Source organism: Thiovibrio frasassiensis, assembly GCF_029607905.1.
In the GTDB taxonomy this organism is placed as follows: Bacteria; Desulfobacterota; Desulfobulbia; order Desulfobulbales; family Desulfurivibrionaceae; genus Thiovibrio; species Thiovibrio frasassiensis.
In genome coordinates this window covers 2,265,512-2,290,947 of record NZ_JAPHEH010000001.1, presented here as the reverse complement: position 1 = coordinate 2,290,947, position 25,436 = coordinate 2,265,512, and the positions used below count along the sequence as shown (strand labels likewise).

The 25,436-nt window shown below is 55.7% G+C and carries 26 protein-coding genes; 9 read left to right on the top strand and 17 right to left on the bottom strand.

Annotation, left to right across the window (positions count from 1 at the left end; all coding sequences use genetic code 11):
• Nucleotides 1–23: 23 nt before the first annotated feature.
• From OLX77_RS10775 to tatA, 3 genes are all read right to left on the bottom strand, one after another.
• Nucleotides 24–1,805, bottom strand: a complete 1,782-nt coding sequence (locus OLX77_RS10775; protein ID WP_307633603.1) for an eIF2A-related protein — start codon at nt 1,803–1,805, stop codon at nt 24–26.
• Between the two features lie 252 nt (nt 1,806–2,057).
• The gene (locus tag OLX77_RS10770) at nt 2,058–2,273 is read right to left on the bottom strand and encodes a Sec-independent protein translocase subunit TatA/TatB (protein ID WP_307633602.1); all 216 of its coding nucleotides are present in this window, start codon (nt 2,271–2,273) and stop codon (nt 2,058–2,060) included.
• 50 nt (nt 2,274–2,323) lie between these two features.
• The gene (gene tatA, locus OLX77_RS10765) at nt 2,324–2,518 is read right to left on the bottom strand and encodes a twin-arginine translocase TatA/TatE family subunit (protein ID WP_307633601.1); all 195 of its coding nucleotides are present in this window, start codon (nt 2,516–2,518) and stop codon (nt 2,324–2,326) included.
• A 221-nt stretch (nt 2,519–2,739) separates the two neighbouring features.
• Here tatA and OLX77_RS10760 point away from each other — a divergent pair, with 221 nt between their 5' ends.
• From OLX77_RS10760 to OLX77_RS10745, 4 genes are read left to right on the top strand one after another with little or no spacing between them, the layout of a single operon-like run.
• Nucleotides 2,740–3,015 (top strand): ribbon-helix-helix domain-containing protein, encoded by a 276-nt coding sequence (locus tag OLX77_RS10760; protein ID WP_307633600.1) that lies wholly within the window; start codon nt 2,740–2,742, stop codon nt 3,013–3,015.
• Nucleotides 3,003–3,926 (top strand): metal ABC transporter solute-binding protein, Zn/Mn family, encoded by a 924-nt coding sequence (locus tag OLX77_RS10755; RefSeq protein WP_307633599.1) that lies wholly within the window; start codon nt 3,003–3,005, stop codon nt 3,924–3,926. Before OLX77_RS10760 ends, OLX77_RS10755 begins: the two co-directional genes overlap by 13 nt.
• A 38-nt stretch (nt 3,927–3,964) precedes the next feature.
• Nucleotides 3,965–4,744 (top strand): metal ABC transporter ATP-binding protein, encoded by a 780-nt coding sequence (locus OLX77_RS10750; RefSeq protein WP_307633598.1) that lies wholly within the window; start codon nt 3,965–3,967, stop codon nt 4,742–4,744.
• Nucleotides 4,731–5,576, top strand: a complete 846-nt coding sequence (locus OLX77_RS10745; protein WP_307633597.1) for a metal ABC transporter permease — start codon at nt 4,731–4,733, stop codon at nt 5,574–5,576. The genes OLX77_RS10750 and OLX77_RS10745 overlap by 14 nt, the downstream gene beginning before the upstream one ends.
• A 41-nt stretch (nt 5,577–5,617) precedes the next feature.
• Here the strand turns inward: OLX77_RS10745 and OLX77_RS10740 are convergent, their stop codons facing one another.
• The 6 genes from OLX77_RS10740 to rsfS all read right to left on the bottom strand — a co-directional run bounded on the left by OLX77_RS10740 (nt 5,618) and on the right by rsfS (nt 12,635).
• Entirely contained in the window at nt 5,618–6,949 is a 1,332-nt protein-coding gene (locus OLX77_RS10740; RefSeq protein ID WP_307633596.1) for an amidohydrolase family protein, read from the bottom strand.
• An 11-nt stretch (nt 6,950–6,960) separates the two neighbouring features.
• Complete coding sequence (locus OLX77_RS10735) at nt 6,961–7,785, bottom strand: purine-nucleoside phosphorylase (protein ID WP_307633595.1); 825 nt, start codon at nt 7,783–7,785, stop codon at nt 6,961–6,963.
• 216 nt (nt 7,786–8,001) lie between these two features.
• On the bottom strand, nt 8,002–9,081 hold the full coding sequence (locus OLX77_RS10730) for an ATP-binding protein (protein WP_307633594.1): 1,080 nt from the start codon (nt 9,079–9,081) through the stop codon (nt 8,002–8,004).
• Nucleotides 9,082–9,223: 142 nt separating this feature from the next.
• Nucleotides 9,224–10,615, bottom strand: a complete 1,392-nt coding sequence (gene thrC / locus OLX77_RS10725; RefSeq protein WP_307633593.1) for a threonine synthase — start codon at nt 10,613–10,615, stop codon at nt 9,224–9,226.
• A gap of 53 nt (nt 10,616–10,668) precedes the next feature.
• Nucleotides 10,669–12,225 (bottom strand): 2,3-bisphosphoglycerate-independent phosphoglycerate mutase, encoded by a 1,557-nt coding sequence (gene gpmI / locus OLX77_RS10720; RefSeq protein WP_307633592.1) that lies wholly within the window; start codon nt 12,223–12,225, stop codon nt 10,669–10,671.
• Between the two features lie 26 nt (nt 12,226–12,251).
• Entirely contained in the window at nt 12,252–12,635 is a 384-nt protein-coding gene (rsfS, locus tag OLX77_RS10715; RefSeq protein ID WP_307633591.1) for a ribosome silencing factor, read from the bottom strand.
• A gap of 185 nt (nt 12,636–12,820) precedes the next feature.
• On the opposite strand from rsfS, the gene OLX77_RS10710 reads away from it, so the two are divergent.
• Nucleotides 12,821–13,042 carry a NifU family protein gene (locus tag OLX77_RS10710; protein WP_307633590.1) on the top strand — a complete coding sequence of 74 codons (222 nt, stop codon included), beginning with the start codon at nt 12,821–12,823 and terminating at the stop codon, nt 13,040–13,042.
• A gap of 16 nt (nt 13,043–13,058) precedes the next feature.
• Here the strand turns inward: OLX77_RS10710 and OLX77_RS10705 are convergent, their stop codons facing one another.
• From OLX77_RS10705 to OLX77_RS10690, 4 genes are all read right to left on the bottom strand, one after another.
• Complete coding sequence (locus OLX77_RS10705) at nt 13,059–13,529, bottom strand: 23S rRNA (pseudouridine(1915)-N(3))-methyltransferase RlmH (protein ID WP_307633589.1); 471 nt, start codon at nt 13,527–13,529, stop codon at nt 13,059–13,061.
• A gap of 15 nt (nt 13,530–13,544) precedes the next feature.
• A complete protein-coding gene (locus OLX77_RS10700; protein WP_307633588.1) occupies nt 13,545–13,946 on the bottom strand; it encodes a YkgJ family cysteine cluster protein in 402 nt (133 codons plus the stop codon).
• Between the two features lie 64 nt (nt 13,947–14,010).
• Complete coding sequence (gene speB, locus OLX77_RS10695; RefSeq protein ID WP_307633587.1) at nt 14,011–14,868, bottom strand: agmatinase; 858 nt, start codon at nt 14,866–14,868, stop codon at nt 14,011–14,013.
• Nucleotides 14,869–14,922: 54 nt separating this feature from the next.
• The gene (locus tag OLX77_RS10690) at nt 14,923–15,495 is read right to left on the bottom strand and encodes a YqgE/AlgH family protein (protein WP_307633586.1); all 573 of its coding nucleotides are present in this window, start codon (nt 15,493–15,495) and stop codon (nt 14,923–14,925) included.
• A gap of 225 nt (nt 15,496–15,720) precedes the next feature.
• On the opposite strand from OLX77_RS10690, the gene glgB reads away from it, so the two are divergent.
• Together glgB and OLX77_RS10680 are read left to right on the top strand one after the other, a co-directional pair.
• Nucleotides 15,721–17,916, top strand: a complete 2,196-nt coding sequence (gene glgB, locus OLX77_RS10685; protein ID WP_307633585.1) for a 1,4-alpha-glucan branching protein GlgB — start codon at nt 15,721–15,723, stop codon at nt 17,914–17,916.
• 11 nt (nt 17,917–17,927) lie between these two features.
• Nucleotides 17,928–18,122: a hypothetical protein gene (locus OLX77_RS10680; RefSeq protein WP_307633584.1), complete on the top strand. Its 195-nt coding sequence runs from the start codon at nt 17,928–17,930 to the stop codon at nt 18,120–18,122.
• A gap of 9 nt (nt 18,123–18,131) precedes the next feature.
• Here OLX77_RS10680 and OLX77_RS10675 read toward each other — a convergent pair whose 3' ends face one another.
• The 4 genes from OLX77_RS10675 to ispH all read right to left on the bottom strand — a co-directional run bounded on the left by OLX77_RS10675 (nt 18,132) and on the right by ispH (nt 22,158).
• Nucleotides 18,132–19,217, bottom strand: coding sequence for a tRNA-queuosine alpha-mannosyltransferase domain-containing protein (locus tag OLX77_RS10675; RefSeq protein ID WP_307633583.1), 1,086 nt, complete (start codon nt 19,215–19,217; stop codon nt 18,132–18,134).
• 154 nt (nt 19,218–19,371) lie between these two features.
• The gene (locus tag OLX77_RS10670; RefSeq protein ID WP_307633582.1) at nt 19,372–20,205 is read right to left on the bottom strand and encodes a J domain-containing protein; all 834 of its coding nucleotides are present in this window, start codon (nt 20,203–20,205) and stop codon (nt 19,372–19,374) included.
• Between the two features lie 39 nt (nt 20,206–20,244).
• Complete coding sequence (gene ftsY / locus OLX77_RS10665; protein WP_307633581.1) at nt 20,245–21,297, bottom strand: signal recognition particle-docking protein FtsY; 1,053 nt, start codon at nt 21,295–21,297, stop codon at nt 20,245–20,247.
• Nucleotides 21,298–21,309: 12 nt separating this feature from the next.
• Nucleotides 21,310–22,158 (bottom strand): 4-hydroxy-3-methylbut-2-enyl diphosphate reductase, encoded by an 849-nt coding sequence (gene ispH / locus OLX77_RS10660; protein WP_307633580.1) that lies wholly within the window; start codon nt 22,156–22,158, stop codon nt 21,310–21,312.
• Nucleotides 22,159–22,350: 192 nt separating this feature from the next.
• Between ispH and OLX77_RS10655 the strand changes: the two genes are divergently transcribed.
• Both OLX77_RS10655 and OLX77_RS10650 read left to right on the top strand, forming a co-directional pair.
• Nucleotides 22,351–23,256, top strand: a complete 906-nt coding sequence (locus tag OLX77_RS10655; protein ID WP_307633579.1) for a DUF2156 domain-containing protein — start codon at nt 22,351–22,353, stop codon at nt 23,254–23,256.
• A 164-nt stretch (nt 23,257–23,420) separates the two neighbouring features.
• Nucleotides 23,421–25,427 (top strand): tetratricopeptide repeat protein, encoded by a 2,007-nt coding sequence (locus OLX77_RS10650; RefSeq protein WP_307633578.1) that lies wholly within the window; start codon nt 23,421–23,423, stop codon nt 25,425–25,427.
• Nucleotides 25,428–25,436: the final 9 nt, after the last annotated feature.

Genomic DNA, 25,436 nt, shown 5'->3' with positions numbered 1-25,436 from the left:
TTTTATGCTGCACCAATCTTAAATCAGGGCAGCATCTTTAAACTTTGGGCGGCATTGACATTGCCGTTGGCAGCCGCCTTCTGATACCACTTCTTGGCCTCGCCCATATCCTGCTTCACCCCGCCGCCGATCTCATACATGTAGCCAAGATAATACTGGGCGTCCGCATCATTCTGCTTGGCTGCCTTCTGCCACCAACTCACCGCTTCATGGTCACTCTTCTTCACGCCCTTGCCAAGGCTGTACATGAAACCCAGCCGGTACTGCGCCTTGGCCTGGCCCATCTCCGCAGCCTCGACAAAGAGCTTATGGGCCTGACCATAATCCTTAGGCACCCCGTCGCCTTTGAAAAACCGCAACCCTTCCTCGTACAGGCTGTTTTTATCCTTGGCAACCGGTTTAGGCGCGGGCGGGGGAGGTACAATCTTGGCAACCAGCTCCGGCTTTGGCGTCTCCTTCACTGATGGCTTGCTCTTTTTATCCTCAGGCGGCAAGGTCTTGGGCTCCGGTTGGCTGTGCACCTCTTCAACCTTTGCCTGAGGCGGCGAAACCGCCAAGGCGATCTTCTGGCCGGACTGCAACTGCATCCTGGCTGCGGCATGCCCCTTTTCCGCCGCAAGAGCCCACCATTTCCTGGCCTCATCCGAATTTCGGACAACGCCCTTGCCCTGACTGTACATCCCGCCTAGCCGGAACATGGCATCAACCTGGCCATTTTCCGCTGCTTGCTGATAGAGCTTGGCGGCTTGAACCAGATCTTGCTCCATGGGATCTATCCCTGCCTCAAATTTCACCCCCTGAGCATACAAAGAATCCGGTCCGCCCTGACCGGGGGTGCTCCAGACCCGAATCGTACCATCCAAACCTGCGGAAACCAGATTTTTTCCGGAAACGGAAAAAGCCAGCGAGGTCACGGAAAGATCGTGCCCTTCATAAAAGTTGAAGAGCTTGCCCCCGCTTTTCTGCCAGGACAAGATCTGCCTGCTTTGAGTAGCAGCCACAACAAAACGTCCATCAGGGGTATAAGCCACGCTGTTCACCGGGTCCAGTTCCGGATCCCGCAACACGCGCAAGCGCGTCCCGGTCTCGCCGTCCCAAACATACACCGAGCCATCCCGGCTGCCGGTGACAAATTCCTTGCCGTCGGGGGAATAGGCGACGCACAGCACCCAGTCGGCATGTCCTTGGATCGAGCGGATCAAGCGGACATTGACCGCATCCCACATCTCGATCTTCCCTTCCCAATTCTCGGTGGCGACAATCTGTTTGCCGTCCGGAGAATAGGCAAGGGCCAGGAGATTATTCTTGGTTTCCTTCTGGGTGGTCTCCAGGGTGCCATACCGCACATTCCAGATCCGCAGGGTATTATCGTTGCCCACCGAGGCAATGCGATTGCCGTCCGGAGAAAAAGCCAAGTCCGTGATCAGCTGGGTGTGCTCCCGCATGTCCTGCACAAGTTGTCCGCTTGCCAGGTCCCAGACCTGCACGGCATTGCCGCGACGCCCACCGGCGTTTACCGCAGCGGCCAGAAATTTCCCATCGGGGGAGAAGGCAACGGCATCGGTGCTTTGCAGCTCCTTGCCCAGGGTGTATAAGAGCTTGCCCGTATTTACCTCCCAAACTTTGACCGTCCCCCCATCTCCGGCAGAGGAAACGAGTTTGCCATCCGGAGAACAGGCAATACCATTGATGATATCTCCCTTTGCTCCCTGGATGGTCTTGAGAAGATCAGGATTTCCCGTGGCGCCGGAAGGTGTGACCCCGACTGCGAGAAAAAAACAGCTCAACAAAAAAACAAAACCCATAGCCTTAAAACCAGGATTTCCATTCCGACACGAAAAAATGCGATGCACCACGGTCATGCCACCTCCATCGAGTTTTTATGTGAAACCAGTCTCCGAAAAAGAAACGAATTGTTGCCAGGGCTTGTCAACTCAGCCAGCAATGGTCATTTTATATACAGAACCCGCAGGAACACAAGCAGGATATTACGCATAAAAAAAGGCAGACAGATACAAAGGTATCCGCCTGCCTTATACGCTCAAAAATCGACCCGGTTATTTTACCAGGTCCTTAACCTTGCCGACTTCCTCCTTGAAAGAAGCGACCTCTTTCATCCCTGGCACGGATTCTTCCGCCTCGTGCAGTCCTTTTTTGAAGGAGGAGATGGCCTTACCGAGGCCGGAGCCGAGTTCAGGCAACTTCTTCCCGCCAAAGACCAAAAAGGCGATCCCCAAGATAACAACCAATTCCGGAGTTCCCAAGCCAAACATAGTCATTCTCCTTAGTATGAAATCGTTCCCAACAAACCTACAGTATCCTATCAGGCAGGGCCGGAGCCCCCTTCCTTATCTTTTTCGTCGAGCTTTTCCTGCTTGTCAGCATCCTTGGTGGCTTTTTTGAAATTCTTAATCCCCTGCCCGATTCCCGCGCCGATCTCGGGCAGCTTGCCCGCGCCAAAAATTATGACGATGATCACCAGAATTACAATGAGCTCCGGCATTCCAAGTCCAAACATGAGAAACCCCTTTCAGCTAACGGCGGTTATGATGGTTGTCACGGCAATATAACGAAGAAAAAACCATACTATGTATACCACACAAGGGCGAAGAAGCAAGACCCTTTTCAATCTTGATATTTAGCCAGACCGAGTGGGGCCGGACGGATATACACGTTTACACGGGTAATACTTTGTATTACGATTGAATAATACTTCTTCCCGAAGACAAGGATAAAGAGATGCGCAACAAGAAACAGGAAACCATTACCTTCAAGGCCGACGAAGCACTGGCTGAAGCCTTGCACAAGGTCCCCAACAGATCGGAATTCATCCGAAACGCCATCCTGAACGCGCTGGAAAACGGCTGCCCGCTCTGCCAAGGTACCGGTATTCTCACCACGGAACAACGCACCCACTGGGCAAAATTCCTCAACACCCATTCCCTGCAAAAATGCGACGCATGCAAAGCCGTGCATCTGGTGTGCGGGAGCAACGACAGCCCATGCCAGCATTAAACTTTTTCAGGCTCCTGAGCGGTGCTCTTTTTCTGCTTTTCAGCTGTGGGGCAACCTTCGGTCTCGCCGTAGCAGCAACGCCGATTAGCCTCCGGCCAACGGAGAAGGTGCGGATCTTTGTCACCGTTGCCCCCCAGGCTTTTCTCGCCGAACGGATCGGGGGAAATGCCGTTGCGGTGCATACCTTGGTGGGCAAAGGTCAAGACCCCCATACCTTTGAACCAACCCCGCGCCAGGCAACCGCCCTGGCCGGGGCCAACCTCTTTTTCACCGTGGATGTCCCCTTTGAAAAACAATTGCTGGCCAAGATCACGGGCAGCAATCCGAATCTGCAGATCGCGGACTCCACCAGGGGTATCAGCAGGTTGCCGATTACGGAATTCCACCACGAAGGCGACGCCCATGATAAGCACTCAGCCAATGGCGCGGACCCCCATATCTGGCTGGCCCCGGATAATCTCCGGATCATGGCCGACAACATGGCAACCGAGCTCTGCATCGCCCTGCCGGAGCAAAAAGAGACCTTCCACAGAAATCTCCTCTCCCTGCAAAACGAGATCAGCGTTGTGGACAAACAATTGCGCACAACCCTGGCCCCACACCGCGGAAAAACCTTTTACGTTTTCCACCCGGCTTTTGGCTATTTTGCGCATGCCTACGGGCTGAAACAGAAAAGTGTGGAAATCAACGGCAAGTCCCCCACCCCGAGGCAGCTGAGCGCTCTTATCCGCCAGGCCAGAGAGGATCGGGTGCGAACCATCTTTGTGCAGCCGCAATTTGACAGCAAAAGCGCCGATACCGTGGCCCAGGCCATCAACGGGACAGTAGTGTCTATCGACCCCATGGCTCGGGAGGTATTGCGCAATCTCGCCACCATCGCTGCCGCCATTGCACCATCCCTGAAACAATAAGTAAGCCGGCAAGAAATTTCTTCGCTTAGGAACAGCCCATGACCGCCAGCCGCGAACAGGAAACAGCCATCCGTATCCGGGATCTTGATTTCGCCTACAACGGGACGCCCGTTTTGGAAGGGGTCAACCTGGAGATCATGGCCCGGGATTCCCTCTGCATCGTGGGCCCCAACGGCGGCGGCAAGACCACCCTGCTCAAGCTCATCCTCGGCCTGCTCAAACCGAACCGGGGCGAGATCCAGGTGCTGGGGCAAACGCCGGAAAAAAGCAGGTTGCGCATCGGCTATGTGCCGCAGTATGCCCGCTTTGACCAGCAGTTCCCGGTAACGGTATTAAATGTCGTGCTCATGGGCCGCCTGGACCGGATCTTTTGCGGCCCCTACGCCAAGGCAGACCGAGAGGCCGCCCTGGCAGCCCTTGAAGAAATGGGGCTGGCGGATCTCGGCGGGCGATTGTTTGCCGAAATCTCCGGGGGGCAACGGCAGCGGGTCCTCATTGCCAGGGCATTGGCCGCCGAAGGCGAGCTGCTGATTCTTGACGAGCCCACGGCCAACATCGATGCCGCTTCCGAAGAGCATCTCTTTGAACTGCTCACCAAACTCAATGAGCGTCTCACCGTCATGCTGGTCACCCACGATGTCGGTTTTGCCTCAAAATTCTTTAAAAGCATTGTCTGCGTCAACCGCCAGGTCGTGCTCCACCCAACCAGCGAACTGACCGGCGACCTGATCCGCAACATGTACGGCGGAGACATCCGCATGATCCGTCACGATCACCGCTGCTCACCGGAAGGACACTGCGCCCATGGAATTTCTTAACGCCCTGGCCGACCCGGCCATTCCCTTCCTGCGCTATGCCTTTGTTGCCGGCATCCTGGCCAGCCTCTCCTTCGGCATCATCGGCACCTATGTGGTGGCCCGCCGGATCACCTACATCGCCGGGGCCATCGCCCATTGCGTGCTCGGCGGTATCGGGGCTGGGCTTTACTGCCAGCACAAACTCGGCGTCACCTGGTTCGGTCCCCTTACCGGCGCCATCGTCGCGGCGCTCCTGGCGGCCATCATCATCGGTCTGGTGAGCCTGCACGCCAACCAACGGGAAGATACGGCCATCGGCGCCCTCTGGGCAATCGGCATGGCCATCGGCCTGCTGTTCATCGCCAAAACCCCGGGCTACATCGAACCGATGAGTTACCTGTTCGGCAATATTCTCCTGATTTCGAAGTATGATCTCTGGATGGTGCTGTTGCTGGACGGTCTGGTGGTGGGAACAGCCACCCTGTTCTACCATAAGTTTCTGGCCGTCTGTTTTGACGAGGAGTATGCCCGGCTGCGCGGGGTGCGCACCGACCTGTATTACCTGCTGCTCCTCTGCCTGACGGCCTTGACCGTGGTCCTGCTGGTCCGGGTGGTGGGGATTGTCATGGTTATTGCCCTGCTGACCCTGCCGGCGGCGGTGGCGAGTAACTTTGCCAAGGGACTCTGGCAGATGATGGTGCTGGCCACCCTGTTCTGCATCGCCTTCATCGGCTCGGGGCTGGCAATCAGTTACAACTTTGACCTGCCCAGCGGCCCGACCATTATTGTGATCGCGGGGCTGGTATATCTGGGGGCCAGTGGACTGCGCCACTTTGCTCCCAGAAAGAACTAACAATTACAAAAAAGGTTCTTCCCCTTTCCCGGAACAAGGATCTATCTCCGCCCCGGCCCGACCATCCCGGAGATCTGGGCCCCGATTTCGCGCAGCCTGTCGAGAACCGCATCCTCATCCATGGTGAGCAGTTGCTTGTCCCGCATTACCACCAGGCCATTGATAACGGAATGCACCACATCGCTCCCCTTGGCCGCATAGACCAAGTGTGAGGGAATGTTGTACATCGGGGTCAGGTGCGGCTTGTTCATGTCCAGCACGATGAGGTCAGCCTTTTTCCCCGGCTCCAAGCTGCCGATCAGGGTCTCCGCCCCCAAAAGCTGCGCCCCGCCTTGGGTCGCCATCCGCAGGGTGGTTTCGGCGCTCATCACCGTAGGGTCATGGCGATGCACCTTGTGCAGCTTGGCAGCGGTGTCCATCTCGCCGAACATGTCCACATCGTTGTTGCTGGCCGCGCCGTCGGTGCCCAAGCCGACGATAACCCCGGCCGCCAGCATCTCCACCACCGGGGCCACGCCCGAGGCAAGCTTCATATTGCTTTCCGGACAATGGGCCACCTTAACACCCCGCTCGGCAAGGAGATCAATCTCCTGCTCGCTCAGCACCACACAATGATTCGCCACCACCTGACTGTCGAGAAGCCCCAGGGAATCGAGATGCATAACCGGGGTTTTTCCATATTTGGCAAGGCAAGCCTTCACCTCGTCCCTGGTTTCGGAAAGATGGATCACATAAGCGACCCCATGCTTTTCCGCCACGCCCTTTAAACGTTTGAGCAGGTCCGGGGAACAGGTGTACACGGCATGCGGGTCAACGGTGATGGAGATGAGCGGATGAGTGCGGTATTCCGCCAGCAACTCCTCCAGATAGGCAATGCCGTTTTCCGGCACACCGTAGTTGGGCGAGGGGAAATCGTACAGCACCTCGCCCAGCCAGCCGCGCATCCCGGAGTCCGCCGTGGCTCTGGCCACCTCCTTGGCAAAAAGATACATGTCGCAGAAGCTGGTGGTGCCGGACTTGATCATCTCGGCCATGGAGAGCAGGGAGGATTGGTAGACCATCTCGCCATTGAGATTGGCCTCCACCGGAAAGATATACTCGGTGAGCCAGGTCATCAGAGGCAGATCATCGGCCAGCCCCAGAAAGCAGCCCATGGCCGCATGGGTATGGGTATTGACCAGACCCGGCATGACCAGGCCATGGGGCTGGGTGAGCTGCGCAACCCCCGGATATTTGGCGACCAGAGCTGCCCGCTCCCCCACCTCAAGAATAGTGTCTCCGGCAATGGCAACGGCGCCGTCTTCGATCACGGTGTTGTTCCGGTCCAGGGTCAGGATCTGGCCGCAAACCAGCAGGGTTGCTTTGGCGTTCATGCGTTCCTCTTCTATATCTCAGGAAGCACCGCGAGGAGCAGCCGCGAAAACCGCTCTTCCGCTCTTCTGGTTTCCTCGATAATGTCTTCCAGGATGATGGGGTTGAGATTATCCGGGTCATTGACATTTGCTATCACCGACACCGCCAGCACCCGCATTCCGGCATGTCTGGCCACAATCACCTCCGGTACGGTGGACATCCCCACGGCATCTGCGCCGCATTGCCGAAGATACCGGGTCTCCGCCGGGGTTTCCATGCTGGGACCGGGGATGGCCACATAAACGCCGGTGGCGACCTTATCGATCTGCTCCTTGGCCGCGCAAGCCAGGGTCGCCTCTCGCAAACGCAGGTCATAGGGGGCGGAAAGATCGGGAAAGCGAGGCCCCCATTCATCAACATTGGGACCGCGCAAGGAATTGTCCGGGATGAAATCCAGATGGTCGCGCAACACCATCAGGGTACCAGTGGCGAAAGATGGATTAAGACCGCCAGCCGAATTGGAAATGATGATATTTTTTATACCGAGCAGGGCAAGCACCCGGATCGGCATGGTCAACTCACGGGTGGAATATCCTTCATAAAAATGGAATCTGCCCTGCAACACGGCAACCGGCCGCCCGGAAAGCCGGCCAAAAATAAAATTCCCGGCATGGCTGACCACCGTTGAGGTGGGAAAGTTGGGGATCTCTTCATAGGGCAAAACAACCGGCGCTTCGATCAACTCAGCCAAGCCGCTCAGGCCGGTGCCGAGCACCAGGGCAACCTCCGGCACCTCCACCATCTTCTTCCGCAAAAACCTGACAGCCTCTTCAACCCTCTGTTTGTATCTTTCCATCACCATCCAACCTTATTGACCGATTCCGTGTTCAATGCAAACTTAGTAAGATCTAAGCCCAGAAAAAATAGCCGCCCAAGAGCGCCGCTTCACTGCTCCCGCAGATGCGCGTGGCAATCGTCGGCAGATGCGCCGGCAAAGAGGCCGATTCGCAGCGAAGCGAGCGCAAAGAAAAACGGCGCAGCAGAGGCAGTACTAAAACTGATAGACAATTATTTACCCGATACGGGCAGAGAAGGGAAGACGGATGGTGAAGGTCGTTCCTTGGCCGGGAATTGACTCAAAGCGAAGGCTGCCGCCGTGGGTTTCTTCAATGATCTGCTTGCAGGAGATAAGACCGATCCCGTTCCCATTGGCCTTGGTGGTAAAATGAGGCTGGAAGATCTCCTCCCGCAACTCCTCGGGGATGCCCTGCCCCTGATCAATGACCTTAACCACCGCCTCGTCATCCTGGCGGGAAAGAGCAAGGGTAATGCACCCCCCTGCCTCACTGGCCTGGGCGGCATTGACGACCAGGTTAGAAAGAACCCGGCAGAGACCGAGAGCGGAAAAGGGGAATTCCGGCAAAGAGCCGACAATCTCCACCCGAATACCGCGCCCGCCAATCTCCGGATGCACCGTCCAGGAAGATTCTTGCAGATCACCGATCAGATTGTCCAGGGAATCGACATGGATCGGGGTGTCTATTTGAAGCCGCCGGGACTGAGCCAGGGCATTTTCCATGAGGATCAGCAAATCACCCCGCGCCTTGACCATACATTCAAGATATCTGTTGCCGGCCAACCCCGGCACGGTTCTCTCGAGAACCTCCAGCAAATGGAAAGGGGTGAGCAGATTTTTCATATCATGGACCATGATATTGATCTGCTCAAAATCGTGCCCGAGAATGGCAAGATCGCGCCGGACCCGTTGGCTCAGAGTCCGCATCATAGCGACCAGCGATTTGGGTTGGCGAGAAAAATACTCCTGAAACACTGCGAAGGGAACCTGAAGGAGGAGAGAATCTTCCAGAGCGGATACGGAGGCGGAGCGGGGCTGGCTTTCGATGATGGCCATTTCGCCGAAATAGTCCCCCGGCTTGATGACATCAATCACCCGACTGCCACGAAAGATCTTGATCAACCCCCGCAGCACCAGATACATCTCCTGGCCGGAATCGCCCTCGTGAAAGAGGGTGGTGCCCTTGGCAACCTCTATTTCCGTAGCCTTTTCCAAAAAAGCCGCCAACTCTTCTTGGGAAAAGAAACAAAACAGATCAATCCTGCTCAAGAAATGCAGAAGTTCGGTTTGGTTCACAGAGGCGTCCTTCGGCAGACTTTACGCATTTGTTCTTTCGATCTCCACTCCATCTATAGCGCAGTGTAGCAGAGAAAACAGGCTGCGTACCAAGAAAAACACCCCGATTCCAATCCCGGCAAAAACATCTGCCGCAGGAAGACTACAGGGCATGCCGCTCCACATAGGCTTTAACCGCCGCAACCTCGGCCGCCATCACCTCACAGCGAGACTCCTTATCGGCAAGCGCGGCAAGGCTTTCGGGCAACTCCGGCTCGTGACCAATAGCGCTTTGCACCGCAGCCCCGAACTTGGCCGGATGAGCAGTGGCCAGACAGATCATCGGCACTCCCGCCTCCCTGCCTGCCAGGCCAGCCTTGACGCCCACCGCGGTATGCGGGTCAAGGACATAGCCATGCTTCTGGTAAAAATCGCGGATGGTGGCAATGGTTTCCGCTTCGTTCACGCTGCGCGAGGCAAAATCCGCCCGCACCCGTTCCTGGGCAAGTTCGTCGAACTGAAGGCTGCCGCTGGCGCCGAAGCTGTCCATGTCCTTGCGGGTTCGTCCGGCATCCTCCCCGTTCAGGTAGTAGAGGTAGCGCTCGAAATTGCTTGCCACCTGGATATCCATGGAAGGGCTTGAGGTTTGCGCCACCGGCCCCAGGGAATAATCGCCATTGAGGATAAAACGGGTCAAGAGATTATTCTCGTTGGTGGCCAGAATCAGATTGCGGATCTGCTTGGGCAGCATGCGGCGGGCCACATAACCGGCGAAGATATCGCCGAAATTTCCGGTGGGCACCGAAAAATCAACCTGTTCCGCGCCTTCGCTCTTGGTAACCCTGAGCGCAGCATAGATGTAGTACACCACCTGGGCCACAATCCGGGCCCAGTTGATGGAATTGACCGCGCCCAACTGGTGTTTTTCCTTGAACGCCAGATCGTTGAAGATCGCCTTGACAATGGATTGCCCGTCGTCAAAGGTGCCGCGTATCGCGAGATTAAAGACGTTGGCGTCGGTCACCGTGGTCATCTGCAGTTCCTGGATGGGGCTCACCCGCTTGTGGGGATGGAGGATGAAGATGTTGATCCGTTCCTTGCCGCGCACCCCGTAGATCGCCGCGCTCCCGGTATCGCCGGAGGTGGCGCCGAGGATGTTCATTTTGCCGCCGGATTCCTTGAGCAGATACTCAAAGACATTGCCGAGAAACTGCAGGGCCACGTCCTTAAAGGCCAGGGTCGGGCCGTGGAACAGCTCCATAATAAAGCAATCGCCCTGTTTGACCAGCGGGGTGATCTCCCGGTGGTTAAACGTCCGATACGATTTTTCCACCAGCTCCCGCAGGTCGGCCGGAGGAATATCGTCAATGAACAGGCTCAGTACGGCCGTTGCCAGCTCCGGATAGGATAGACCCCGCCACTGGCCCAAGGTTTCCGCGGAAATCTCAGGAATTGCAGTGGGCAGCAACAGGCCGCCATCGGTGGCAAGCCCCATCATCACGGCCTGCTTGAAGGATACGGGGGCAATACCGCCCCTGGTGCTGATGTATTGCATGGGAGATTCTCTCTTCTTATTCTTGTTATCCGTTGCCCTGCCGGGATTGCTTGTTATGCATCCTTGCCGGTAAGCAGGCTTGCGCTTTCCATCTCGGCGGGGACGGGCAACCCCATCAGCTCGAGGATGGTGGGGGCGATGTTGGTCAGGGTGCCGCCAGCACGGAGGCTCAGACCCGGCCGGGCACCGAGCATGACCAGGGGCACCGGGTTGGTGGAGTGGGCCGTCACCGGACCGCCGGTTTCTTTATTGCTCATAACCTCGGCATTGCCATGGTCCGCGGTGATGAGCACCACCCCGCCGAGTTCCGTGAAGCGCTCAACCACCCGGCCGATGCAGCGGTCCACGGTCTCGACCGCGGTAATGGCCGCGGCCATGATCCCGCTATGGCCAACCATGTCGCAGTTGGCGAAATTGAGCACCACCAGGCTGTAGGGGTTGTCCGCAAGGCGGCGCAGCAACTCCTCGGTCACCGCCTCCGCGCTCATTTCCGGCTTCAGATCGTAGGTCGCCACCTCGCGGGGGGATGGAAGCAGAGCCCTGTCTTCCAAGGCAAATGGGGCTTCGCGGCCGCCATTGAAAAAATAGGTGACATGGGCGTATTTTTCCGTTTCAGCGATGCGCAGCTGTTGCAACCCATGGCTGCTGACCTCTTCCCCCAGAATATGGGTAAGGGGTACCGGCGGAAAGGCAACGGGAAGGTCAAAATCCTTCTCATACACCGTGAAGGTAAGGTAATCGGCAAGTTCGGGGCGGTGCCGCACAGGAAAACCGGTAAATTCCCGGTCGATAAAGGCATGGGTTATCTGCCGAGCCCGGTCGGCCCGAAAATTAAAGAAAATAAGCGAATCACCATCGTTGATCGTGCCCACCGGCTCGCCGTTGCCCATGATCACGGTAGGCTTGATAAACTCATCGTTTTCCCCGCGGTCGTAGGCTTGGGTCACGGCTTCGCCTGGGTCCTTGGCCGAATACTGGCCCTTACCATCCACCATGGCCTGCCAGGCCATGGAAACCCGATCCCAGCGGTTGTCGCGGTCCATGGCATAATAACGGCCGCAGACCGAAGCGACCTGACCCACGCCGATTCTGGCAATGGCGTCGACCAGCTCGGCCATGTAACCCTCTCCGCTCTGGGGCGGGGTGTCGCGGCCATCCATAAAAGCGTGGATATACACCTTGGCAAGGCCAATGTTCTTGGCCATTTCCAGCAGGGCGATGAGATGCCGGATATGGCTGTGCACCCCGCCGTCGGAGACAAGCCCCAACAGATGCACCGCTGTTCCCTGCTCGGCCGCGCGATGCATAACCTGAACCAGCGCTTGGTTTTCAAAGAAAGCCCCGGTTTCAATATCCCGGTTGATCCGGGTGAAATCCTGGTAGACAATGCGGCCGGCGCCGATATTGAGATGCCCCACCTCGGAATTGCCCATCTGCCCTTCCGGGAGACCGACCGCGCCATTGTGGGCAACCAGGGTCGTGGCGGGCTCAGTTGCCTGCCAGCGATCCATATTGGGGGTTTGGGCAAGATGGATCGCATTGCCCTCCCACGGCTCCCCAACCCCCCAGCCATCGAGAATAGCCAACAATACCGGCGTGATCTTTTTCATCGTTTCTCCAGAGCCTTAGAAACTGTTCAGGATGGGTCCGGGGCAATCTCCACCCTGGGGGCGTCGTGCCACAACCCTTCGATGTCGTAAAAATTGCGATCTTCGCTGTAAAAGATATGCACGATCACATCGTTGTAATCGAGCAGAACCCAATGTCCTTCGCTGAATCCCTCGGTATTGCCGTCCTTGACGTTTTTATGACGCAAGGCCTCATCCACCGCCTGAGACAACCCCTGGACGTGCCGGGTGGAACGTCCGCTCATGATGACAAAAAAATCGGTAAAAGAAGACAGGCCACGCACATCAAGAACGACCAGGTCCTCCGCTTTTTTATCCAGGGCTGCAAGGGCGGCCAAACGGGCCAGCTCCAGACTTGACGCATCCTGAAAATCCTTATGGACCTTTTTCATTTTTACTCCTTGTTGGGATAAGACCCCTTGTTCGGCATGAACAAAATGGGAGAGCTATCATAATCCGGCAACGGGTAATCGGCAACCGGATAGTTCTGGCGGTTGCGGCAAAGGTTGTCGATCCAGCAGAGCTGTGTTAGATTGTTTCACGTTTACACCCTGACAACACAGCTTGAGGAATAACAATGCGAGACAGGATTCTGGCGGCTCTGGCAAAGATCCGCCCAACGCTCCAGGCAGATGGCGGCGATGTAGCCCTGGTTGACGTGAGCAAGGACGGGGTGGTCACGGTCCAGCTGACCGGCGCCTGCAAGGAATGCCCCATGTCGAGAAATACGCTGAAAAACGGGATTGAAAAATTCTTAAAAGGCGAGGTTCCCGAAGTCCGTTCCGTGGAGTCCGTCTAACCCCCGTTTCTCTTTTTTACTTATGGTATCCGGTCCCGGCCTTGATGGAAAAAGCCCGGTACAATTGCTCAAGCATCAGCAAACGGGCCATCTCGTGGGTAAAGGTCATCCGCGAAAGCGACAAGACATAATCCGCCTTCCGGAGCAACTCGGTTGCAAGCCCGGTGGGGCCGCCGATCAGAAAGGCAATCTCCCGCACCCCCTGATCCTCCCAGCGGCAGAGCATCTCGGCCAGCTCTTCCGAGCTGAGCTGCTGGCCTGCCGGCGCCAGAGCTACCATCCTGGCAGCTTGCGGAACACTGCCAAGAAGGATCTGCCCCTCCTCGTTTTGCTGCCGAGCCGCATCTTCCTTGGCCGTGCCTTTTTTCTCCTTCAGGACCGGCAACTCAAGCTGGGCATATCGCCTGAGCCGGACGGCAAAATCATCGATTCCGGCGGCGAGATACTGCTCCTTGGTTTTTCCCAGGAACGGCAGAATGATCTTCACCGCCTCTCCCTCAATTTATTTGTCTTCGCCCTGCTCTTTTTTGAGAACCTTGGCAAAACGGGAGCGGAATTCTTCATAGCCGAGCTCCCCCTTAATCCCGGGGCAGGATTGGCGGATGGCCTCGAAATTGTTTTGGTCATCAAGCATGCTCGGATGCAGAGGCCATTGCCGGCACCGCCAGGGCTTGCCGGAATGCACCGTACAGCCTTCGTTAAAAAAGATGCAATGGCCGTCCACGATCTTCATCTGCACCACATTGCCGGTGATGCGCAGATATTTCTGCTGCACCTCGGCAAGGGGCAGATGCAGATAGGCGACCAAGCGCGAAACATCCACGGGATCCAACGAGACGGTGGTTTCACCTTGGCAGCAATGGCCGCATTGCCGACACTGAAATATTTCTTCTTCCTCAGACATTTTCACTCACCTAGCAGTAACATATTTATAAATATAAAATACTCGTTCACGCTTTGCCGCACACCTAGCGGAAGATATAGCCCAGGGTGCGGTAGATCAGCTTGGCCACGGTAAAGGCGGCATGTTCCGCCCCGGGATGCGGAGAAAATTCAACAAAATCCATGCCGACAATGCGATGGTTGCTGGCAATCCCCCGCAGCAGATCAATGGTCTGCCGCCAGGTCAGGCCGTCCGGCTCGGGGGTACCGGTGCCGGGCATAATCGCCGGGTCCAGGCCGTCCACATCGCAGGTGAGATAGACCGGCCCCTTGATCTCCCGACAGACCTGTTCGATCCAGTCCTGTTCCGCGTGGATCCGCGACATGAAAAATGGCTGCAGCCCCCTGGACCGGACAAGTTCATACTCCTCCTTAGAAAAGGAGCGGATGCCGATCTGGGTAAAGGGAATGCCCAGATCATCCAGCCGACGCATGACGCAGGCATGGCTGTTTTCGTTGCCTTCATACTCCTGCCGCAGATCAAGGTGGGCATCGATCTGCACCACATGCAGATCCGGGTATTGTGCCAGACAGGCCTGTACTGCGGGCACGGTCACGGTATGCTCGCCGCCGAGCAAAACCGGGAACATGCCTTTGGCCAGCTCCCCGGCAACACTCTGTTCGATCTGCCGACAGGCCTCGGCCGTGGAAAGAGCGGAAAAATCGGGCACCGGTCTGGTCCCGATACCGAGCCGCACCGTCTCGAGCAAAAGCTCATCATCAAACACCTCCAAGGCCGGGGAGGCATCAATGATCGCCTGGGGCCCACGCTCCGTGCCACCCAGCCAACTCACCGAGGAGGCCAAAGGAGCCGAGAGAATAGTGATGCGTTTTTCCGGCCCGAGATCGGCCTCTTCGCCTAGAAACTGAGATACATGCGTCATTGTCTGTCCTGTAAGAATAAGGGGGGCACCCCCCGTACTTATCCAAGTAAATACTCAGGCCGAGCCCACCACATCCCCGAACAGGGTGATATCAATCCCGTGCCGCTGGGCCGCCTTCTGCCAGCGCAACCTGTCCGGCGTATGAAAAATGATGTCGTCATCGGCAGGCAGAGTAAGCCAACCGTCCACGGTCAGCTCTGTTTCCAGCTGTCCCGGCCCCCAACCGGAATACCCCACGGCCACCAGGAGATTCTGCGGCCCCTGGCCTGCGGCGAGATCATAGAGCAACTGCGGGTCGCTCGTCAGATGCACGGTTTTGCTCACTTCAAGAAAATTCTCGGTCCTGTACTCCGAGCTATAGAGGAAAAAGGCATTGGCCACCTCCACCGGCCCTCCCAGGTATACCGTGGGCATGGGTCCTGGGGGAAGCGGGATATCGGCACTGGTGAAAACATCCGCCAGGCTGACCTCGGAAATCGGCTCGTTCACCACCAGACCCATGGCTCCATCTTCGTTATGGGCGCAAAGATAGATGACCTTGCCGGCAAAACGGGGATCCGGCATCTGGGGAGTGGCAATGAGAAAATAGCCTTGCAGGGTTTCGATCATCCGGGAGAAATGCCCCATGTTTGCGTTCTGTGCCGTTGATCACCACAGGCGATCGAGTTACAATGCGTCTGCAACTTAGCATTTCTCTGTACTATCAGTCAAGAAAACCTGCACAGACAACAATTTTACTCCCCCCCAGAAAAGAGTTGGAGTTTCCCCTCCCATCCGTGCTAGTATTTCCTTACGATCCTCGCGGTAACGGGCAAAACACTCAACAACCCTCTCCAGACAGAAACCACGCATATGAGCTCTGATATAAATTCCGAAATCAACCGGATTATTGCATCCGAACACCACGACCCCTTTCAGGTTTTGGGCTTCCACGTTCTTGAGCTCGAAACCCCCTCCTCGGTTATCAGGACTTTTCAGCCCAACGCCAACACCTGCTGGCTCATTGCCAACGGGGAAAAAAAGGAGATGTACAAGACTCGGCCGGAAGGTTTTTTCGAAATTGTCATCCCTCATTGCAGTGAACCGTTTCCCTATGAGTACGAAGCATCCTTTTACGATGAAAACCTGCATACCTTCAAGGACCCGTACCGCTTCCTGCCCCAGATGACCGAGTACGACCGTTACCTCTTCAACAACGGCACCAACTACGAAATTTATAATAGCCTTGGCGCACAGCTCGTCACCATCGACGGAGTCAGCGGGACCATCTTTCGGGTTTGGGCACCGAGCGCCAAGCGAGTCAGCATCCTGGGCAACTTTAATTACTGGGACGGCCGAGTGCATCAGATGCGGGTCCTGGGCCATTCCGGCATCTGGGAACTGTTTCTCCCGGACATCGGCCAGGGAGAACCGTACAAATACGAGATCAAGACCCAACACGACGCGCTTCTCGAAAAGGCAGACCCCTTTCAGTTCTTCTCGGAGATCCGGCCGAAAACCGCCTCAATCGTCTGGGGGTTGGACGGCTATACCTGGAATGACGCCCCCTGGCTTAAGGAACGGCAAGAACGAAGAAGCTACGAGCAGCCCATGTCCACCTATGAGGTCCACCTGGCCTCCTGGCGGCGCGATCCGGCAGACCCCTCGCGGATCCTTTCCTATCAGGAGCTGGCTGGCTCCCTGATCCCCTATGTCAAGGAAATGGGCTTCACCCATATCGAGCTGATGCCCATCATGGAGCATCCCCTGGATGAATCCTGGGGCTATCAGGTGACCGGCTATTATGCGGTGACCAGCCGCCACGGTACGCCCCAGGACTTCATGTACTTCGTGGACCAGTGCCACCAGCATGGGATCGGGGTTATCCTCGACTGGGTACCCTCCCATTTCCCCTCCGACGGCCATGCCTTGAGCCGCTTCGACGGCACCGCCCTCTACGAACACGAAGACCCCAGGCAGGGCGCGCATCCCGAATGGGGCACCCTGATCTTCAACTACGGCCGCAAAGAGGTGCAGAACTTCCTCATTGCCAACGCCCTCTTCTGGATGGACAAATTCCACATCGACGGGTTGCGGGTCGATGCGGTGGCCTCCATGCTCTACCTCGACTATGCCCGCAATGAAGGGGACTGGGTCCCGAACATCTATGGCGGCAAGGAAAACATCGACGCCATCGAGTTCATCAAACACATGAACGCCATCATCCACAGCCGCTATCCCGACATCCTGATGATCGCCGAGGAGTCAACCAGCTTCTACGGGGTTTCCAAGCCCCTGGACTGGGGCGGCCTGGGCTTTGGCTACAAATGGAACATGGGCTGGATGAACGACATCCTGGGCTATTTCAGCAAGGAACCGATCTTCCGCAAATACCACCACAATGCCCTCACCTTTTCCCTGCTCTACGCCTTCACCGAGAACTTCATCCTGCCCATGTCCCATGACGAGGTGGTGCACGGCAAGCGCTCCCTGCTCTTCAAGATGCCCGGCGACATGTGGCAGAAATTCGCCAACCTGCGGCTGCTCTTCTTCTTCCTCTGGACCCATCCGGGCAAGAAGCTTCTCTTCATGGGGGCGGAATTCGGCCAGATCTCCGAGTGGTACTGCAAGGTAAGCCTGGACTGGCATCTGACCGAACAGAACACCATGCACCAGCAGCTGCAGAAATACGTTCAGCAGTTGAATGCGGTCTACAAGGAGACCCGCCCCCTCTGGGAGATCGATTTCTCCTTCGACGGCTTTCGCTGGATGGATTTCAAGGATGTGGACAACAGCATCGTTGCTTTCTGCCGTCAGGGCAAAAACCCGAAGGACCATGTGGTCTGCCTGCTCAACTTCACCCCCCAGGTGCTGCACGACTATAAGCTCGGGGTGCCTGGACCGGGTTGGTACCAGGAGATCCTCTCCACGGATACCGCCGAATTCGGGGGCAGCAATGTCTTCAATCCGGATCGCAAGCAGGCCATTGCCGAGCCCTTCGGCGAGGCCCCCTGCCATATCCTGGTCTCGGTTCCGCCTCTGGGCGGCATCATGGTAAAACCGGTGTAAAGGAGAGAAAAATGGGCTGCAAGAGTGGACTGCCGACCAGCAGCGACAAGGTAAAAAAGGCCATCTGCTGGATGAGCGAAGAGTTGCTCTCCAACCCACAGAAAAAGCGGGACGCGGTGCTCAAGGAAGCAGAGGTTCGCTTTGATCTCTCCCCTGCCGAATGTGAATTTCTGACAAAAAATTTTAGCGAATCGGCTCCCTGCTGACCCGTTCCTCTATAAATCCTCCTCTTCAAACCATTGCTGGTATTTGCCGAGCAACTCCGGCCAGGAAAAACAATCGGTGAGGGTATGCGCCTCCTGCTCTTCCAGCCTTCCTGCCTCTAAGGCAAGACGAAGCTTCCGGCTAAAATCAGCCTCGTCATAGCGAAAGGCTGGGGCAAAGAGCTCCCGATACGACAAACGATCCGGCACCAAGGGTCGGCAGCCGGCACGCACCGCTTCCAACATCGCAATCCCATAAAATTCGTGGTTGGCGGTGGAAACGGCAATGTCCCCCTGGCAAAGCAAACGACAATACTCCCGGCGATCTGCCGCATAGCCGAAATGGATAATCCGCTCGGCAAGGATTTCCGCGGCCTGGGCAAAGACCGGAGGACGATTCCTAAAGGATTCGCCCAGCACCATCAGAGCAAAGGGAACCCCTTTCTCGGCAAGCCCATACAGGGTGCGAAAAAACAATTCCGGGTTCTTGTCATGCTCCCAGCGGTGATTCCAGACCAGAACCGGCGGCCTGACAGCTTTCCTTTCCCTTGAGCAGGTGTCAATGGTGCTGAAATCCAGTCCCGGATGGAGGATAGTCGCCTTGGCCCGAATCGCCTCCCCGTAGCCTGCCAGAGACATGTCCGGCATCTTTGCCAGAAGGTTCCGGCAACCGGAAAGAAAAGAATCCAGATTATAGCGCGAGTTAAAGGCAAGGCGGTCCGAGGCCAGAGCCGAGGTGAGATTGGTCAGGCCGAAATGGACATCCCGAGCCTCGGACACCTGCATTGGATAGGCGAACTGGTTTTCGTGAAAATAGGTCAGGAGCGGAATGTTGCGCAAGTGTGACGGCAGCATCCCGCGCAGGACAGCAACATCTACCAGGGAGGAACAGAGAATCCGGTCATAGGTCTGACCGTGGTAACGCCGATCTGCGGCGAGAAGCCCGGCAAAATGCGGGGCAGCAAGACGCATCCGCCATTTCCAGCTATGCGGGGGCAGGGTCAACAGATCAAAAGTATAAGGGAGATGTCGGGTCAGTCCGGCAAGAAACGCCTTGTGTGATCCGCCGTAATAGGGCTCAAAGACAAGGATGTTCACGCCTGTCCAACCCTTCTCAAACCGCCTTTTATAATCACACTCAATCTCGCATATAAACGTTCACCAGTGTCGCAGATGCGAGGAAGAGGTCTGCGAAGTGTGCTGTTGCACATGAGCAGGCCGATGACACAGCAGATGCGGTGCTGCTGAACGTTTAGATCTTTTTCAGGTGCTGATACGCCTCATTCAGTTCCTTCATCTTCTCCTCCGCCACCCGCCGAAACTCCTCGCCCAGATGCGCCACCTTGTCCGGATGATACTGCATGCTCAGTTTCCGGTAGGCACTTTTGATCTCCGCGGCTGTAGCCCCCGGCGACAACCCGAGGATTTCATAGTACTGGGTCTCGCTCCTCCCCTGGCCGGCAAAAGTCCGACCCCGGCTGCCGCCCACATATTTGCTGCGAATGGCGTGATGGTCATAGGCGGAAATCTCAAGAAAATCGGCAATGGTCTGCACCATGGCCAGTTCCTGGGTGGAAACCTGGTCATTGGTGTAGAGGACCTGATAGATGAGCTCCATCAGAATCAGCCGAGGCTCATAAGCGAAATGATTTTTGAACTCGCTCAGCATGGCCTCGAGGGAATCCTTGGAGGCGAGGGCATCCTGGATCAGGTCGCGCACCCAGTACATCTGGCTTTGATTGTACCGAAGATGGGTCCGAAAAAAATTCTCGATAGGGCCGAGCTCAGCCTTGGTGACGACCCCGTCCGCCTGGGCGATGCGGATCAGGATATTGATCAAAAGAAAGACAAATTGGTTATGGCTTTCCGTCTGGGATTGTTCATACCGACTCGCCATCCGCCGGATATACTGGGAAAAACCCCAGATCCCGACAAACACCATGAGAACAAGAAATACCCCGGTAAAAAAGAGAAACCCCAGCACATCAAGGAGCAGGGGGGCGCCGCCCAGGGCGAAGAGGAGCAGGGCAACGACGAGAAGAAAGCCGCCACAGCCCGGCGGCTTATGCGAACGATAGACGATCATGACTGCCTCACGCCATTTTCAGAGCAAAATGCCATCCCTTTATGCCTCACCTTCGGCAAACAACGCCTCGACAAACTCGTTTGGCTCAAAATCACGCAGATCCTCCATCTGTTCGCCGATGCCGATGAAACGGATGGGGATGTTGAACTCGTGACTGATATTGATGACAATCCCTCCCTTGGCAGTGCCGTCCAGCTTGGTCAGGGCCAGGCCGGTAACCTCTACGGCCTCGTTGAAGAGGCGCGCCTGAGAAATGGCGTTCTGGCCGGTGGTGGCGTCGAGTACCAGGAGGATTTCATGGGGGGCGCCGGGGATCTTCTTATCCATGACCCGTTTGATCTTTTTCAGCTCTTCCATGAGGTTGACCTTAGTGTGCAAGCGGCCTGCGGTATCGACCAGCACCACGTCGAAGTTGCGCGGCCGGGCATAATCCAGGGCATCGTAGACCACGGAGGATGGGTCTGCCCCGGCCTGCTGGGCGACAACCTCCACTCCGACCCGTTTGCCCCAGATCTGCAGCTGTTCGCTGGCCGCGGCCCGGAAGGTGTCGGCGGCCACCAGGAGAACCTTCTGCCCGGCCTGGGTGAACTTGTGGGCCAGCTTGCCGATGGTCGTGGTCTTGCCCACCCCGTTGACGCCAAGGACCATGACGACAAAGGGCCCCTGGGTCGGCAGGGCGAGGTCCGCGGGCCGGTCCGCATTGCGCAGATAGCCGAGGATCATCTCCTTGAGTGCTTTTTTGAGCGCCTGGCCATCGCTTAATTCGTTCCGCCGCACCTGTTCCCGGGTTTTCCCAAGGAGTTCCTGGGTCGTATTGGCGCCGATATCCGCCATGATCAGAATCTCTTCCAGATCCTCAAGCAGTTCGGCGTCAATCTTCCTCTTGCCGAGAAAGAGCGCGTCAATCTGGCGAACAAAGGTTTTCCGGGTGCGGGACAGCCCTTCCTTGAGCCGGAGAAAAAACTTTGGTCCATTCTCCTGCGGCTCCGAAGTTTCGGCAACAGGAAGGGCTGCCTCTGCTTCAGCGCCCTGCGCCTGTTCGGGCGGGATATCCTGGGCAGACCCAAGTTTCTTCTTAAACCAGCTCAGCATCTTTCTTCCCTCTCACGGCTTTGTTGCCGATATATTTTCCAATACTTCCACAATCCGGCTGATCACCCAGTTCGGGGTGGAGGCCCCGGCCGTAACCCCTACCCGCCCATAGCGGGCCAAAGCCCGCGGCTCCAAATCCTGTTCCGACTCCACCATGAACACCGGGCAGCCCAGGCTTTCGGCAATCTCTCCCAGCCGCTTGGTGTTGGCGCTGGTGCGGCCGCCCACCACCACCAGGGCTTCCACCTCCTGGCAGAGCTGGCGGACCTCTTCCTGCCGTTTGTGGGTGGAATCGCAGATGGTGTTGAACACCTCGCCTGCGGGATATTTTTGCAGAATCAGTTCTTTCAATCTTTCGAAAAGATGCTCGTCCTGGGTGGTCTGGCTGACGATGATGTAGGGCCCGACAAGTTGCAGATTGGCAACATCCGCTTCACTGTTCACCACCTGCCCGGTATCACCGGCATAGCCCATGAGCCCTTCCACCTCGGCATGGTCCCGGTCGCCGATAATCACCGTGGCATAGCCCTCTTTTTTATAGCGGGCAATAATGGCCTGCACCTTGAGCACCCGGGGGCAGGTGGCATCCTCCACCCTGGCGCCGGTGGCTTCAAGCTTTTTTTTCTGCTCAGGGGGAATGCCGTGGGCCCGGATGATGATGGCCCCGGTGGCCTGAGCGGGAATCTCGGTGAGAATTTTCACCCCCTGCTCCTCAATAAGCTTCAAAACCTGGGGATTATGGATCAGGGGACCAAAGGTGGCAATGGCGGTTTCACCCTTCTGGACCATGCCGAGGGTGGTCTCAACCGCCCGCCGCACCCCCATGCAAAAGCCTGCATTCTTGGCAAGCACCACTTCCATGACTTCACCTTTCGTAAGGAGGGATGCCCTCCGGATATTCTGCGCTTGTCGCAATCGATACCAAACCTGATAATCTATACAGATTTCTCCGTATTTGCAAGTAAAGCAACACGAGCTGGCAACGGAATCCATTGCGGGAATAAGGCCCCGCCTTTATACTGAGCCTAACATGTACACCATCACAGGAATCTTATGACCATGCGCCCTCTTACCCTCGATGACCGACTGTCCGTAACAAAACAGCTCCGGCGGTTTCCTCCGGAGATCTCGGAGCTGACCTTCACCAATCTCTATGCCTGGCGGCAGAGTCGCCCGATCTGGCTGGACGAGTTCAGGGAATCGCTCCTCTTCTTTGCCGAAACGAAAACGGGCTTGGCGCTGCTGGGAAATCCCGTCGGCCCGGTGTCCCTAGCCGAGGTGCTCAAGGAATACTCCAGCCGGATAACGGGAGCGGAACGCTACCCTCAGGATACAATTCCGGCTGAATCTCTGCTGCCCGGAGCCATGGTTATAGAGGACCGGGACAATGCCGACTATGTCTATCGCCGGGAAGACCTTGCCACCCTGGCTGGCAGACAATTCACCAAGAAACGCAACCACATCAACCAGTGCCTGGCTGCCTACGACTGCCGGTACGAGAGCATCACCCCGGAAACTGTTGGCGAATGCCTTGCCATGCAGGACCGCTGGTGCGCGGCCCGGGACTGCAAGACCGAACCAGGGCTCTGCGGGGAGTATCGGGCGATAGAGGAAACCCTGCGGCACTATGGAGATTTCCCCCTGACCGGAGGGACCATCCGCATTGCGGGGAACATCGAGGCGTTCACCGTGGGAGAGGAACTCAATCCCTCAACCGCGGTCTGCCATTTCGAGAAGGCCATGCCCCAGTTTCAGGGGTTGGGCCAATTGATCAACCAGTGGTTTGCCAAGAACAACCTGGCCGATTTCACCTATATCAACCGGGAACAGGATCTGGGGATTCCCGGGTTGCGCCAGGCCAAGGAAAGCTACTCTCCGGATCATCTGGTGGCAAAGGTTCAGATTGTTCTGGGTGGGTCGAACAGGGAAACATCAGACAAACAGCAGTGTTGCGGCTGAAAATTATCCAGACTCTTTTTATCCGCCTGCGTAACTTTATAGCATCTACAAACTCAGACTACGCACCCTTTACAATTGACAGGCTCAATTGGCACGCATAAAACATGCTACTGACAACTACCCCATATTTTGCTGTAAATTAAAATAAGAATCGAGCAAACCACATGGCAACGGAAGAAAAACTTAGAAAAATCAGCCAAAAAGTTGACGAGCTATTTGCTGCCGGCCAGGAAAATGAGGGGCGAAAGCTACTCGAATCAGCCCTTACAGAGGCAAAGGATAATGATGCATACCGGTTATTTTTTGAAGCTGAACTAGCCCATTATTCCGAAGACAAAGAAACCGCTCGGACGAAAAGTGCCCAAGCGGTAGCCCTTAAACCGCATGACCATTTTCTGCTTACAAACTACGGCGTAGCTTTATTGTTCCTTGAAAAACCAGAAGAGGCTATCTCCCTTTTCGACCAAGCCCTCAAAATAAAGCCGGACGACTATGAATGTTTACGCAATAAAGGCGTTGCGCTGTCGAAGCTTGGCCTAAAAAATGAAGCCATTGCCCTTTACGACCAAGCCCTCAAAATAAAGCCAGACGACTATCACAGCCTACGCCACAAAGGTGTTGTCCTATCCAGGCTTGGCCGAGAAAAAGAGGCTTTCGCCCTTTACGACCAAGCCCTCAAAATAAAACCAGACGACTATCACAGCCTACGCGAAAAAAGCGTTACAATGTTCAATCTTGACAATGTTTCCGCAGCCTACAAACTAATCCAGCAGGCACTGGAGAAAAACCCAGATTCTGCGCAGTTGCAAAAGGACGCCTCCTTCGTATTCTCACAACTCAGCGATGCGGAGAAGGCAAAATTTCACAAGACTACCGATAATCCCGACTCTACTAATGTCGGTGGCTTGAGAGGCTTTATCCAAACGGTGCGCGAAGAATTTGAGAGTGCAATCACAGAATTTGAAAAGAAAAAAGAAGAAAACGAACAACATCTGCGTGAATTCATAAACGCCGACTCCAAACTGGCCTCTGACTCTTCCGTCTTCCTCGTCTTAAGGAAATGGAATTCATTTACTCCGGCGTTACCTCTGGATGGCGGAGAAAAAAGCGTCGGTGGTGGTTATTTTATCCACCACCTCGGCAAAGGGACGGTGATTGATCCCGGTTACAATTTCATCGAGAATTTTCACAAAGCTGGATGTCGGTTACTTGACATCGACAACATCGTCATTACCCATGCCCACAATGATCACACCATTGACTTTGAATCCCTTCTAACCCTGCTCTATCAGGCCCATAAGGAGAAAATCAGACCCGGGAAAAAGGTGAATCTCTACCTGAATCAAGGCGCCATGTTGAAATTTGCCAGCCTGATTGACTGGCGGGCCAGGATATTTATCGGAGAGATTTCCACAATCAATCCCGGCGACACTTACCGCATGACCGACAAGAGCACGGTGATGACCGTGCTACCTGCCTACCACGACGAAATTGTGACCAGATATTATGCAGTGGGCTTGCATTTCACATTCTCTTTCGGTGAAGCTGAAAAGCGGAGCTTGTTGCTTACATCTGACACGGGGCTGTATCCCCCCAGCGAAAAAGGGGAGTCCGACCAAAACCAGCAATCCTCCAAGATGGAAATCCATGAGCGTTACAAGCTGGTCAGTGAGGATTTAGTTCGTGACGTTGATATCCTCGTACCTCATCTCGGTTCTATAGGGAAAAAAGAATTGAGTAAGGTAGAGGACATGAATTGGCAGCCCGAAGACATACTCTATGGAAATCATCTTGGTGTGTTGGGTGTGCTTCGACTTATTTCCGCAATCAAGCCCAAGCTGGCATTAGTAAGCGAATTTGGCGAGGAACTTAAAACCTTCCGCCAAGATCTCTTATTACTCATGCAAAAAGTCATGGGAAAAGTAATGCCTGTTGATTCCATTAATATTCTGCCTGCCGACCTGCCCTTTATCTACGACATTCAGGAAAGAACAGTTTTTTGCGTAGATACTGAAGAAATGACAGGAGCCTCAAATATCAAATTCGAAGAAGAGGACGGAACTTTCTACTATTACTGCGATAATGCAAAAAGAAAGAAATTTAAGAGTTTGAAAGAGCGTTTTGAAAATACCACGCAAAGGCCATATCTGAAAAAAGATGCCACGAGGTGAGCTAGATGG

What these genes read in the sequence shown, in the direction of transcription:
- OLX77_RS10775 (WP_307633603.1), bottom strand. Translation starts at nt 1,805, where the DNA reads ATGGGTTTTGTTTTTTTGTTGAGCTGTTTTTTTCTCGCAGTCGGGGTC.
- OLX77_RS10770 (WP_307633602.1), bottom strand. Translation starts at nt 2,273, where the DNA reads ATGTTTGGCTTGGGAACTCCGGAATTGGTTGTTATCTTGGGGATCGCC.
- tatA (WP_307633601.1), bottom strand. Translation starts at nt 2,518, where the DNA reads ATGTTTGGACTTGGAATGCCGGAGCTCATTGTAATTCTGGTGATCATC.
- OLX77_RS10760 (WP_307633600.1), top strand. Translation starts at nt 2,740, where the DNA reads ATGCGCAACAAGAAACAGGAAACCATTACCTTCAAGGCCGACGAAGCA.
- OLX77_RS10755 (WP_307633599.1), top strand. Translation starts at nt 3,003, where the DNA reads ATGCCAGCATTAAACTTTTTCAGGCTCCTGAGCGGTGCTCTTTTTCTG.
- OLX77_RS10750 (WP_307633598.1), top strand. Translation starts at nt 3,965, where the DNA reads ATGACCGCCAGCCGCGAACAGGAAACAGCCATCCGTATCCGGGATCTT.
- OLX77_RS10745 (WP_307633597.1), top strand. Translation starts at nt 4,731, where the DNA reads ATGGAATTTCTTAACGCCCTGGCCGACCCGGCCATTCCCTTCCTGCGC.
- OLX77_RS10740 (WP_307633596.1), bottom strand. Translation starts at nt 6,949, where the DNA reads ATGAACGCCAAAGCAACCCTGCTGGTTTGCGGCCAGATCCTGACCCTG.
- OLX77_RS10735 (WP_307633595.1), bottom strand. Translation starts at nt 7,785, where the DNA reads ATGGAAAGATACAAACAGAGGGTTGAAGAGGCTGTCAGGTTTTTGCGG.
- thrC (WP_307633593.1), bottom strand. Translation starts at nt 10,615, where the DNA reads ATGCAATACATCAGCACCAGGGGCGGTATTGCCCCCGTATCCTTCAAG.
- gpmI (WP_307633592.1), bottom strand. Translation starts at nt 12,225, where the DNA reads ATGAAAAAGATCACGCCGGTATTGTTGGCTATTCTCGATGGCTGGGGG.
- rsfS (WP_307633591.1), bottom strand. Translation starts at nt 12,635, where the DNA reads ATGAAAAAGGTCCATAAGGATTTTCAGGATGCGTCAAGTCTGGAGCTG.
- OLX77_RS10710 (WP_307633590.1), top strand. Translation starts at nt 12,821, where the DNA reads ATGCGAGACAGGATTCTGGCGGCTCTGGCAAAGATCCGCCCAACGCTC.
- OLX77_RS10700 (WP_307633588.1), bottom strand. Translation starts at nt 13,946, where the DNA reads ATGTCTGAGGAAGAAGAAATATTTCAGTGTCGGCAATGCGGCCATTGC.
- speB (WP_307633587.1), bottom strand. Translation starts at nt 14,868, where the DNA reads ATGACGCATGTATCTCAGTTTCTAGGCGAAGAGGCCGATCTCGGGCCG.
- OLX77_RS10690 (WP_307633586.1), bottom strand. Translation starts at nt 15,495, where the DNA reads ATGGGGCATTTCTCCCGGATGATCGAAACCCTGCAAGGCTATTTTCTC.
- glgB (WP_307633585.1), top strand. Translation starts at nt 15,721, where the DNA reads ATGAGCTCTGATATAAATTCCGAAATCAACCGGATTATTGCATCCGAA.
- OLX77_RS10680 (WP_307633584.1), top strand. Translation starts at nt 17,928, where the DNA reads ATGGGCTGCAAGAGTGGACTGCCGACCAGCAGCGACAAGGTAAAAAAG.
- OLX77_RS10670 (WP_307633582.1), bottom strand. Translation starts at nt 20,205, where the DNA reads ATGATCGTCTATCGTTCGCATAAGCCGCCGGGCTGTGGCGGCTTTCTT.
- ftsY (WP_307633581.1), bottom strand. Translation starts at nt 21,297, where the DNA reads ATGCTGAGCTGGTTTAAGAAGAAACTTGGGTCTGCCCAGGATATCCCG.
- ispH (WP_307633580.1), bottom strand. Translation starts at nt 22,158, where the DNA reads ATGGAAGTGGTGCTTGCCAAGAATGCAGGCTTTTGCATGGGGGTGCGG.
- OLX77_RS10655 (WP_307633579.1), top strand. Translation starts at nt 22,351, where the DNA reads ATGACCATGCGCCCTCTTACCCTCGATGACCGACTGTCCGTAACAAAA.
- OLX77_RS10650 (WP_307633578.1), top strand. Translation starts at nt 23,421, where the DNA reads ATGGCAACGGAAGAAAAACTTAGAAAAATCAGCCAAAAAGTTGACGAG.